The sequence below is a fragment of the Calothrix anomala FACHB-343 genome, assembly GCF_014696435.1.
In the GTDB taxonomy this organism is placed as follows: domain Bacteria; phylum Cyanobacteriota; class Cyanobacteriia; order Cyanobacteriales; family Nostocaceae; genus Aulosira; species Aulosira anomala_A.
The window spans coordinates 1-12,218 of record NZ_JACJQG010000121.1 but is presented as its reverse complement, the minus strand read 5'-3'; the positions used below and the strand labels follow the sequence as shown (position 1 = coordinate 12,218).

Here is a 12,218-nt window from a genome sequence, read left to right as displayed (position 1 = left end):
TATTACCCGAAACTTCAGAAACCTTTATCTACCTTGCTATGATCCGTATTATGGTGAGGCGGCTAGCATAAAATTTGACCCCTAAAAACTTTTCAAACACCCTCTTACTAAAGACGACCGTATTGGGGGTACTCATAGTAGAGTATGGAGATGGTATGGTGGCACAACTAACTTAGGTGTAACCGAGTTTGAAAAAGATAGTAAAGAGACAGTTTTTCGTAGAATAATTGATAAAAATTTTGAGGGATTTGATGGAAATCAAAAACAGTGGTACATTCCGAAGATAACTCCTTGGTATACTCAACAACAAGATTTTATTAACGATTTATCTACTGCTCCGTGGGAAGGAATTGGAACAGGTTGGGCTTTTTCGGCTACAGGAGGTCTTCAATATCTTTTAAACAATCCCAATGCTATCAAAATACGAATTGATGATAACAATACAGAAGTACCTTATAAACCTGGCTCTCCTGCTGTTCCTACAGTTTTTAATGGCGATTTTGAAAATGGAACTTTACATCTAACTAGTCGTTTTCCTTTTGGTTCTGATGAAATTCCTGGCTGGAGTTTCCATAATGGAGTAGTCGCACCTTTTTATAGTCTAAACAATCTTTTGACTTATGTTGATATTGATAACTTAGTCAAAGTTTCTGAAAATAATTATGCTTTAAAGCTTGAGTCAACAGGAAGTAAAGCAACTCATAATCGTTTATTTGTTCCTAAAAATGCTTCAAGTTTGAAATTTGATTACCAAATTACTGATACTGGTAAAGATGAAGTTCTAAACATTTACTTTAACGACAAACTTCTCGACCAAGTTTCCTTAGAATCCAAAACATCTGGATTCATAACTTATAACAAGTCTTTTGGTACTCAGGGAATTAGCGGCCAAATTGGTACTCTAACCTTTGAAATAGTTGACAATCGAGGATTCATTATTAACAGTGAAGTTTTACTAGACAATATTGAATTTGTTCAGAGTCAACCTTTAATTGCTGAATTTGTGTTGCCAAACTTATTAGCTATTTCGCCTGAGCTACTTACACAAGACACATTAGAACTGTTAAAAAATCAAGCCGTATCAGGATGGAATAACTTAGGTCTCACACCAAATCAGTTGAACCAATTGAGCAATATCCAATTTCAAGTCACTGATTTTGCAGATTCAACTCTTGCGCTAACCGAAGGATTAACTATCAAAATCGATCAAGATGCTGCTGGTCACGGATGGTATATCGATTCTTCCCCTTCAGAAAATAGTGAGTTTAATTCCTCAATTTCCAACGATGAATTCCAGGCTGATGAAAGTAGCCCCGCTTTTGGTAGGGTTGATTTATTAACTGTACTAACTCATGAACTTGGTCACGTTCTTGGTTTACCTGATATCGATGCAAGTATTACACCTCATCAATTGATGAGTGCTACTTTATCCACTGGAGTCAGACGCATCCCACATTCTCCAAGTGTGACTGTCTTACCCAAGGTTATATCCTCTCAACCTTTATCATTGAATTTTGCAACGAATGATTCATTTGTACAGCCTAATAGTATTACTCAAAATACAGTAGTTCTGAATGCTGTCAATACGAACTCATTAAATATTTTGAATCTCAATCAGCTAACTAGCCTTACTGGAGGTATTCTTAACAGTAGCTTCAACATCAATAACCCAAGCAATTCTCAATTTGGTTGGAACCTACGCGGTAATATTTCGATTGTCGATGAAGCTGCCAAAATCGATGAGGGTGACTATCTCAACAGTGGTTTATCTCAAAGTTTTGTTATTCCTCAAGGTGCAAAAACTCTACAATTTAAGATTCTCAGCGCTAATTTAGGTAGTACTTCTCTCAATCCTCCCGATGCGTTTGAGGTGGCTTTACTCAACACCCAAACCATGACAACTCTGTTAGGAACTGTCACTGGACTCACCCAAACTGATGCACTGCTAAATATTCAAAATGATGGGGAAATTTTCACAGCAGCGCAAGTCAAAATTTCTGGTAGTTTAGGCTCACCTTTAACTGTCAACATTGATATCAGCAGTCTGCAAGCTGGAACTTTCGCCACACTTTACTTTGATTTACTTGGTTTTGGTCAAGTAGATAGCAGCGTTACTTTAGATGATGTTGTCTTGCTGAGTGAAGCAGGTAATCCACCATCTGCAAATAATGACACTGCAACTACTGAACAAGGAAAACCCGTTAGTATAGATGTTCTAGCAAACGATCGCACCAACACCACCCTCAATCAAAATACACTAGCGATCGCCACTCAGCCAACCAACGGTACAGTTACAGTTAACTCCAATGGCACAATAACCTACACTCCCAAAGCTAACTTCAACGGTACTGATTCTTTTACCTACACCATTAAAGACAACAACGGGGAAACTTCTAACCCAGCAGCTGTCAGCATCACAGTTACCCCAGCAGCCAATAATCCACCTGTTGCCAACAACGACACCATCATTACCAATCAAAATACGCCAGTAGCGATCGCCATCCTTGCTAACGACAGCGATATTGATGGTACTTTAAATCCATCAACAATAGCGATCGCCAATCAACCAACCAACGGCACAGTTACAATCAACCCAGACGGGACAATTACTTTTACCCCAAATTCTACCTTTGTCGGCACAGATAGTTTTACCTATACAGTCCAAGACAACCAAGGTTTAACCTCAAATACAGCCTCTGCCACAATTACCGTTAATAATTTACCCCCCGTTATTACCAACATCTCTGCTAAAACACAGCTAAATGAAGGTGAAATAGCTACCTTCAGCGCTACAGCAACAGATCCCGCAAATGACAGCCTCACCTACACCTGGAATTTTGGGGATAGCAGCGAAACTGTTACAGGTCAAACCGTACAACACGCCTTTGCTGAGAACGGTACTTATAACATCACCTTAACAGTCCGCGATGGGGACGGTGGAATCACTACAGAAACCCTTGCAGTCACAGTCAACAACTTGGCAGCAACTATTACTAATATTTCTGGCGATACAAATGTCAACGAAAGCACAGCTGCTAACTTCAGCGCCACCGCAACTGACCCAGGTAACGACAGCCTCACCTACACTTGGAACTTTGGTGATGGTTCTAACCCCGTCACTGGTGAAAATGTCAGCCATACCTTTGCCGACAACGGTACATACACAGTCACCCTAACAGTCGCTGATGATGAAGGCGCTGCCACATCCTCTACGCTTGCTGTCAATGTCAACAACGTTGCACCTACAGTAACTTCAAGGAGCGACAATCAAATTATCTATGTTGGCGAAACAGTTGCCTTTGCAGGTCAGTTCACCGACCCTGGCACCCAAGATACCCATACCATTGTTTGGGACTTTGGCGATGGCAACACTGTTACTGGCGACCTTAACCCAACATATATTTACAGCACTAACGGCAAATATAATGTCACTCTCACAGTCACCGATGATGATGGTGGGATGTCCCAAAATATATTAACTGTGATAGTTAAAGAACTACCCACACTGTCTATTAACGACATCTCATTTATCGAAGGTGATGACGGCAATACATTCGCTGTGTTCACTGCTAGCTTATCAGAACCCAGCCTGCGGACTGTAACTGCTAACTTCGCCACTGCTGATGGCACTGCAACTACAGGCAGCGATTATCTAGCTAAAACAGGAAAAATTAGCTTTAATCCTGGTGAAACTACGCAAACCATTACAGTAGCAATTCCAGGCGATCGCACTGATGAATTTGACGAAACTTTCTTCCTCAACTTGAGCGATGCTACTAACGCTACCATTGCTGACGCTACTGGCGTGGGGATAATTTTGGATAATGACGAACCCACAACATTCACTATCACTAATAAATCTATCGTTGAGGGAGATAACGGCACTACTTATGCCATCTTCACCGTTAACCTCGATGCTTTGAGTGCTAAACCAATAAGCGTTAATTTTGCTACCGTAGATGGGACAGCTACAGCCGGCAGCGATTACATAGCAACTGAAGGTATTATGACCTTTGCCCCGGGAGAAACGACCAAGATAATTACTGTAGAACTGATTGGCGATACTCTGGATGAATATGATGAAACATTCTTCCTCAAACTAAGCAATGTCACTAATGCCACAATTGTCAATGAATTTGGCACGGGTATTATCCTAGATAACGACGAGCCGCCAGTAGTGACAATCCAACAAAAAACCATTACCACCACTGAAAGCGGTACAGCAAAAGTAACATTTACCGTGAGCTTGTCTGGCACCAGTGCTAAAGAGATTACAGTAGACTACAGCACTGTCAACGGTACTGCTACTGCTGGTAAGGACTACATCTCTACCAGAGGTACTCTTACCTTTGCGCCAGGAGAAACTACCAAAACCATTACAATTGAACTTCAAGACGATAACATTGACGAATACGACGAAACCTTCTTCCTGAAACTAAATAATGCTCTTCACGCTACTATTGCAGAACATGCTGTAGGTGCGGTGACAATTGCAGACAACGACGAACCCCCAGCACTATTCATTGCAGATAAAACTATTACTGAAGGACATGACGGCATTTCATATATGAACTTCACTGTCAGTCTCAATGTGATGAGTGAGAAGACAATTAGCGTTAAGTACGCAACTGCTGATGGTACAGCCATTGCTGGCAGTGATTATCTAGCCAATAGCGGTATCCTTACCTTTGCGCCAGGAGAAATAACTAAGACAATAGCTGTCGCCATCATTGGCGATCGCCAAGATGAGTACGATGAATTCTTCAGCATTAATCTCAGCGAAGCGATTAATGCCACTATCACTGATAATACTGCTGTGGCTACAATTGTGGACGATGATGAATCACCTGTACTCAAAGTAACTGCATCTCCTGCCGAACTTTGGCCTCCTAACCATAAAATGGTCGAAATCAAGGTTAATACCCAAGTGAGTGATGATTTTGATATCAATCCTGTAGTTAAATTAATATCTATTACTAGTAACGAACCAGACAATGGTCTTGGTGACGGTGATACAGCAGGTGATATTGAAATTCGAGCAGACGGACGCATCTTTTTGCGAGCAGAACGCTCTGGCAGTGGTACGGGTAGAATTTACACTCTTACCTATAGTGCTACTGATAGTGCAGGTAATGTCACATATACAAAGACGCAGATACGAGTACCTAAAAGCAAAGGGCAATAGCAAAGTCGCTTTGATAAGGTTTAGCCCACTATTACTGTGACTTACAGGATATCTGAAAAGTAAAATTTATGCCAACCTACTAAGCAAAGTACGTAAGCTTGTTGAGTATATGAAGGCTTCTTCAGTTTCTGGCAAATACTCATAATCCTTGCTCAATCGTCGATACCGCCCTAACCAACCGAGAGTTCGCTCTACCACCCATCGTCGAGGAAGAACTGATGTTCCGACGCGATCGCGCCCGTAGCCCCGACCACACAAAAGTGTTGTGCGACATTACCTACGACAAACCCTTGCTGTGAGCAGATCATAGATTTCATAGAGTTAGTGTTTCTTAGTTTTTTCTTTCTCCAAAACTGGGTAAAGAAAATAGCGGGGTAGCTGGGGGTGCGAACCCCACACACGCCATTTGGTTACAAATCAAAATCAAGAGTGAAAGTTTCGCCATCTGAAGTTTCTTGAATTTCTTGTGTAGATGGCGTTGGAGTAGACTGTTCTTCTAGGTTTTGCTTTGTAGCACTAGGACTAACAACAGGTGTATGTGGGACTGCTGGATATATAGGGAATGCACCTTTTTTAAACGCAAAATAGCAATCAATGATAAAGTAAAGCGTCTCTAGGTAACTTTTATCTAATTGTTGTGATTCTGCAAATATGCGTTCACGGTAGCTGTCTTTAATACGAATTTTTTCTGGGGTTGAGTCTTGTTTGTCTGCCATTGTTATCTTCTACAAAGTATGCTTATACCAATTCAAAATTCGCTCATTCAAAATTCATGCATTAAGAATCAAGACAGGACAAGCGTTTAAGGCTGTATATCTGTCGCATTCTTTTTTCAAATTGGTATTAGGTATTCTTTTTGACAATTGCTTTAGCCATTTCTAGGAGACCAAAAGCATTAGCTTCTACCGGATTATCCAGAATTCTGAACCCATTCTTCTCTAATAACTTCTTAAATCCAGGTAACAAACAACCTCCACCAATCGCCCAAATTTCGTCTCCAGCGTGTTTGGCATCAAGTGTGAGATTCACAACTTTCTTCAAGTATTTTTCGTACCAGTCCTTTAAACAAGCACTGTAGACATCTTTGATATCAATGTCACGGCTATACCTGGTATGTCCCATTTCTAGACAAAATCGAATCTTTGATGGGTCACCGATTTTACCGCCATTAAGATGTTTCATCTTTTGGGAGATATCCTCTATGAGGACTTCTACACCCGTGGGATAAGGAGTGTGAACTTCACGCTTGCCTTGACTGTAACGGGAATACAGAGTGGTACCATTGCCAAAGTCTAAAACGGTTAATTTTGGGGGAAGTTGTTGCCCAAACAATGCACCCATTCCCTCTGGGACGACTTTGAGTACTTCAATCTTTACCTCTGAAACTTTGCCAGCAAGTATTGGTTGGTATTCACCGTTGAGTACTTGTTTCAATTCGGATGCCAAACCAACATCATGTAGGCTGACGACTAACTTTAAATGCCAAGCCTTACGGTGTGGCAGATGTGCCAAGGCACCCAATAATGTAATCAGTGCATTATTGACTTTATTTTCGTTGCTGTCGGTATTGCGTTCAAAATGATAACCTGTACGAAAAGCAGATTCGCCGACGGTGTAGGCAGTACCATTGAAAACTACCCTACCTGGGACATCTTCCATATCAACAGAAGAAATATAACTGGGGACGCGAACAACATCAAAGCCATCGACTAAAAGTTTGATGCTACCGTAACCGTTATCAAAGCCGGCGGGAAAAATTTTTTGTAAGGTGTGAATGTTGGTCATGGGGGTCAAGTGGGGTATAAAGTATTAATGAGTCAAAAATACCCTAAGTACTACCTATATATATCCTAAATAGGGGTTAAATTGAGCATAAAAATTCTCAGGTATTTATGGGGTATATATAGCACCTGCTTATACCCCATAAAATTTTTGTAGACTGCTAACAATGTCAAATTTTGTACGCTGCTTTCAAAAAAGCAGTAGAACTCATCCAACTGACTGTTTGATTGAGCAAGGAGCGCATAAATAGCTCATTTAGAGAATGTATTTCAAGAGATGTCAGATTCTGAGCTAGTCGCTCACCATAACTGGGTCGATTTGCATTAGCTCTAAACAAGCGATCAATAAAGCCTGAGGTAATGTGTATTGGTGTTGTGTTCTGCTCAACTGATACTTCGACTGCTAACCCTGCATCTTCAAAAGCTTGCTGCAAATCAAAAGCATCCCAGTTCAACATCGGGTCTGACTGATTTGAGTAGATAGCTTCTTCAGCCATAACTAAACGCTGATACAATTTTTTATCCAACTTTTCTGGCTCAATTAATCGATAAAGCCTTTGTGCGTGGCGTGGTATCGACTCTGCCAGCAGTATTTTTCCTGAAGGAGGCAGTAATTTAGCTATAATTTGGGACGCGATCGCTTTATCTGCTTGGGCAAACAATACATTGCGACCAATAATGTAGTCAAATATTACTCCTGGCGTTTGTGAAGCTAACACAGCAGGTAGTTCAGTGATTTGGGTATTTAATATCACTGGACGCATCAGTTGTGGAAGTGCTGCTGCTTGTTCAATTAGAACAAGAGCATCATTTTGAGTATGAACACAAGCATAAACTCCACCTTCCACGACGCGGCGGATTGCTTCCCAGGTGAGTAGACCACTACCTGCATTTAAATCCAAAACCAAATGATGACGTTGTAATTGGGCTAAGGTGAAAATGCGATCGCGTACTGTAGCTAATTGCGTGCCTACTTGAGAAAGAGTACGTTGTATCCATAATTCAGTAGTTTGGTCAATACTGCCATAAGTGAGAATTTCTAGAGGAGCAACACCCATTCCTTCTACTAAAGCAGCTAGTTGAGCTTCACGGCGGCTGGCAACTTGAGCATTAATTTTTTCCTCAAATCCCTGCATTGATGGCTGATAAAATACTTGTCCTTGCAAGCTAGCAGGCAAGTATTGCTGCGCCACCCAATGGTCTCGGTAAGCATGAGGGTATAGATAGCCGGCTCCATGCCCAAATCCTTTTTTATCTCGATTAGCATCTTTGAGATGATTGGGGATATCTGCTGACCTTTCGCTCTCAACAGCTGCCAAAGCATCGAAAAAGCCCATAATGCTGTTTGACTTTGGTGCAGTTGCCAAATAAAGTGTTGCTTGCGCTAGATGATATCGTCCTTCTGGCATACCAACGCGATCAAATGCTTCGGCACAAGCATTGACTACAACAACAGCATTGGGGTCAGCTAGTCCCACATCCTCACTAGCAAGAATCAACATTCTGCGGAAGATAAAGCGTGGGTCTTCACCTGCATACACCATTTTCGCCAGCCAGTATAGTGCTGCATCGGGGTCTGAGCCGCGTAAGCTTTTAATGAAGGCGCTGATAGTATCAAAATGAGCATCACCTTCTTTATCGTATAAAACAGCTCGCTGCTGAATTGATTCTTCGGCGACTGCCAGAGTGATATGAATAACATCATTAGAATTAGCTGATGTCGTCTCTACAGCTAATTCCAAAGCATTCAATAAAGAACGAGCGTCACCATTGGCAACATTAACTAGGTGAGCTAACGCATCATCATCAATCTGCACTTTCAGCTTGCCGTAACCACGTTGAGAATCATTTAGTGTTTGCTCAACAATTTGGTACAAGTCTTCATCCTTTAATGGTTTAAGCTGAAAAATCCGCGAACGACTGACTAGCGCTTTATTCACTTCAAAATAGGGATTTTCTGTGGTTGCGCCAATTAAAATAACTGTGCCATTTTCTACCCAAGGCAGCAGTGCATCTTGTTGAGATTTATTGAACCGATGAACTTCATCGACGAACAGGATAGTCCTGCGGTTGTGGAATTTGCGTTGCTCTTGTGCGGTTTCAATGGCGGCGCGAATTTCTTTAACTCCAGATAGTACGGCATTAATAGCAATGAAATGAGCGCGAGTTGTATTAGCTATCACACGCGCCAAAGTTGTTTTACCAGTACCTGGTGGCCCATAGAATATTAGTGAGGATAGTTGGTCTAGACTTATGGCACGTCTTAGCAGCCTTCCAGTGCCGAGGATATGGTCTTGACCAACAAATTCATCAAGGGTTTGAGGACGCATTCGCGCTGCGAGTGGAGCTTCCACTGCTGTGACTTGGGCTAGATGCTGATCGAATAAGTCCATAAATTGGCAATCCCTGTAGAAGCAAATTTAAAAAAATCTGACTCATTAAAAAAGCTCGGTTTTTGCAAGATTATAAAAATCTTTGCAACTAGACCGCGCTTTTTGGCAATATCAACTGTAAATTTAGTAGCTCTAGCTCAATACCTGTAAGAATCAATCTTTATTGTGTTCTACTTTGAATGGAAAGCGTAATTATTGAAAAAATTATGTGCTGGCATTACATCTGCTCGTTGTGGTAGCTGAAATTTTCAGGCTATATTACTTCCATTTTTTCTGTCAGCTTGAGCTTAATTAGCAAAATTCAGGTTTTCAAAGTAGCAAAGTTAAATTTAAGCATTGAGAACTTTAGAGAGCGCTACTAACTTTTGTTCTAGTAGTGTTCGTAACTGTTGAAGCTGTTCATGGCTAGCTCCCTGTAGCGAATCCTCAGATAGTTCCTTGATTTTTTGAATTACAGCTTTTACTTCTTTCGATTCAGATTTTTTGTGCTTTAAATATTTATCCTTAATTGCTTTAATCAGTTCACGGGTTTCTGGGACTGTCAAGTTTTCGTTTAATACTTTATTTGTGGCGGTAATTCGCTCAGAGGTTGCTTGTTCTTCCTTTATGTCAAGTCCTTTTGCTGAAAGTGTTGCCAATGCTAAAGCGTGAGCGCCCTTCAAGCCCCTTTGCCTAATTGCATCTTTCAAATCTTGAGGTAAGAATAGCATTGGCATAAGATTAGCTTTTACAGAACTTGGATTTAAGCCTAGTTCTAACAGTGCTAAAAGTAGACTTTGCTCTGTATCCATAACTCCTAACTGTTCTAAACCTTGTTGCTGCTTTTCAGTACTAACATTGATGAGATTTGTTAGTTCTTTACTGTTACCATCTCTTTCTATTCGTTTAAGTACTGTTCCTAAAAGTGTAAATATTTCATCTATTGTTAAATCTGTAGACTTAGTTACTTCTTTAAATACTGCCTCTGCCTTATCTAAAGGGTTCAAATCCTCAAAACCAAGAAAAGTAATAAGTGCAGATTGGGTTAAGTCTTTAGGCATTGGAACCACTACAGCACGAATGGTTTTCCATCCTAGAACCCTTGCACCCTCAGTACGCAACTGACCATCAAGCAGCATATAGCGTCCGTTTTCCTGAAGTACCAGGATAACTGAAGAAATTTGCCCATGCTTTTTGAGTAAACGTGCTTTCGCTTGAATTGATTCTGATGTAATTGTCTGCCGAGGTTGGTTGGGATTGGGATCAATCAGGTCTAAGTCGATTTCAACTTCTCCTGATTGATTTTGTAGCTGGGAGCGAAGTTTTTGCAGTTCAATTTCTAAATCTGGGGATTGGGTAGCTCTTAGGCGCTCCACTTCTGCCTGAAGCTCGGTAATCTTTTGTTCTTGATCTGTCTTTTGAATTGCGCCACTGAATCTGTCAGCAATTTTTGGTAAAGCCACAGTTACTTTTTCTCCTTTTTATCTTTGATCAAAGCTGCTAAATCGTCTGCTATTGGTTTGAAATCTTTACAAGCAGGATGCTTGGGACGGTAGGCTTGTAAAGGCAAGCCGTGAGCGCTAGCATTTTTGAATTCATTTGAGTTACGAACCTTGGGGTAAAGCTTCAAGTGTAACTGATTGGCAATTTCTGGCAATTGCTCCAAATATTGTCGATGCATTGCTACGGATTCATCATACATACTGGGTACAAAACCTAGAATTGGTGGTCTAGGGTCAAGATGTAATTCTTCTCCTGTGGAAATACACCATTCTACTAATTCAGCTGAACCTGAAATAGCTTTCATTTCTAATTGCACTGGTACCAAAATATGTGTTGACGCTGCCAAAGCATTGACATTGAGCATCCCCAAGGTGGCTGGACAATCCAAAATTATTAAGTTATGGGGTAATGGAAAACTCTTGAGGCGATCGCTTAGTGCGTACTCTCCTCGTTTCCTAATTACCAATTCGTTCGCTATCTCAGCTAATAGTGGATGTCCTTGACAAACTTCTACATTGACATTGAAATCTTTCCAGACTGGAGCAAGAGACCAATTTCCTTTGAAATCCTTCGATAAAACTTCTACTAAAGTCTTGGATGGTTCTGCTGGAGCTAGACCACAAAATACATCTAAAGAACGCTGTGGATCTAGATCTATCATTGCTACTGAAAAGCCACGTCGGCTCATTTCATAAGCAAGATGTACACTAAGCGTAGTTTTCCCTACACCGCCTGCATTTGCCAAAAGTGAGATAACTATCTGCTTCATAAGATTACTTTTTGTCGAATTTTAAAATTCGACATCACTCTATCAAATATTTACTTTTAAAGATGTTTCTGGTGAAAACGCCCTTAATTGAGACAATTGTCTTTAGAACTAAGATAGGCAGTTGTGTCTGCTACCATATCATGTCTTGCTAGAAGTGCATAGCTACTATTTTGACACTCTAAGAATTGTCAAAGTAATCCCAACATATTAAAAAGCTACAACATTTGATTAGAATAAATGCTGGCAAAATCAATATTCTAACTACCACTGAAACTTTTTCAGATGTCGTATTTTAAAATACGACATCTCAGAAATCTTCAATTTACTCATCTTATTAGAATTGCTCTTGGGATTGCTTGTTAGCGTTCTACGCTACTTGGCTGATTGCATTCAACAAAAACAAACCTAAATCTTTATGCAGTGCTTCATTATGTTGCGGACAACCAGTTGAATGTAGACATCTTGGACAACCTGCTTCACAATCACATTCAGATGCTAGCCCATATGCTTTAGCAGCGAAATTGGTCAAGTCAGAAAAGATAGCTTCTGCTGCTCCATTACCACCTTCACAAGTGTCAAAAAAGTAGCCAATTGTTCTAGTTTCTTTT

The 12,218-nt window shown here is 40.7% G+C and carries 7 protein-coding genes and 1 pseudogene; 1 reads left to right on the top strand and 7 read right to left on the bottom strand.

What is annotated here, in order from left to right:
* Nucleotides 1–613: 613 nt before the first annotated feature.
* The gene (locus tag H6G08_RS36025) at nt 614–5,185 is read left to right on the top strand and encodes a Calx-beta domain-containing protein (RefSeq protein WP_190551983.1); all 4,572 of its coding nucleotides are present in this window, start codon (nt 614–616) and stop codon (nt 5,183–5,185) included.
* Nucleotides 5,186–5,251: 66 nt separating this feature from the next.
* On the opposite strand, the pseudogene H6G08_RS36020 reads toward H6G08_RS36025, so the two are convergent.
* From H6G08_RS36020 to H6G08_RS35990, 7 genes and pseudogenes are all read right to left on the bottom strand, one after another.
* A pseudogene (locus tag H6G08_RS36020) lies at nt 5,252–5,401 on the bottom strand (transposase); the annotation flags it as partial.
* A 194-nt stretch (nt 5,402–5,595) separates the two neighbouring features.
* Complete coding sequence (locus H6G08_RS36015) at nt 5,596–5,901, bottom strand: hypothetical protein (RefSeq protein WP_190551981.1); 306 nt, start codon at nt 5,899–5,901, stop codon at nt 5,596–5,598.
* Between the two features lie 127 nt (nt 5,902–6,028).
* Nucleotides 6,029–6,970 (bottom strand): ParM/StbA family protein, encoded by a 942-nt coding sequence (locus tag H6G08_RS36010; RefSeq protein WP_190551979.1) that lies wholly within the window; start codon nt 6,968–6,970, stop codon nt 6,029–6,031.
* A 166-nt stretch (nt 6,971–7,136) separates the two neighbouring features.
* A complete protein-coding gene (locus H6G08_RS36005; RefSeq protein ID WP_190551978.1) occupies nt 7,137–9,359 on the bottom strand; it encodes an AAA family ATPase in 2,223 nt (740 codons plus the stop codon).
* A gap of 329 nt (nt 9,360–9,688) precedes the next feature.
* Nucleotides 9,689–10,801, bottom strand: a complete 1,113-nt coding sequence (locus H6G08_RS36000; RefSeq protein WP_190551976.1) for a ParB/RepB/Spo0J family partition protein — start codon at nt 10,799–10,801, stop codon at nt 9,689–9,691.
* A gap of 2 nt (nt 10,802–10,803) precedes the next feature.
* Nucleotides 10,804–11,610 carry a ParA family protein gene (locus H6G08_RS35995; RefSeq protein WP_190551974.1) on the bottom strand — a complete coding sequence of 269 codons (807 nt, stop codon included), beginning with the start codon at nt 11,608–11,610 and terminating at the stop codon, nt 10,804–10,806.
* A 367-nt stretch (nt 11,611–11,977) separates the two neighbouring features.
* On the bottom strand, nt 11,978–12,218 hold a 241-nt coding region (locus tag H6G08_RS35990), incomplete at its 5' end, for a Zn-binding domain-containing protein (protein ID WP_190551972.1).

What these genes read in the sequence shown, in the direction of transcription:
- H6G08_RS35995 (WP_190551974.1), bottom strand. Translation starts at nt 11,610, where the DNA reads ATGAAGCAGATAGTTATCTCACTTTTGGCAAATGCAGGCGGTGTAGGG.
- H6G08_RS36015 (WP_190551981.1), bottom strand. Translation starts at nt 5,901, where the DNA reads ATGGCAGACAAACAAGACTCAACCCCAGAAAAAATTCGTATTAAAGAC.
- H6G08_RS36005 (WP_190551978.1), bottom strand. Translation starts at nt 9,359, where the DNA reads ATGGACTTATTCGATCAGCATCTAGCCCAAGTCACAGCAGTGGAAGCT.
- H6G08_RS36010 (WP_190551979.1), bottom strand. Translation starts at nt 6,970, where the DNA reads ATGACCAACATTCACACCTTACAAAAAATTTTTCCCGCCGGCTTTGAT.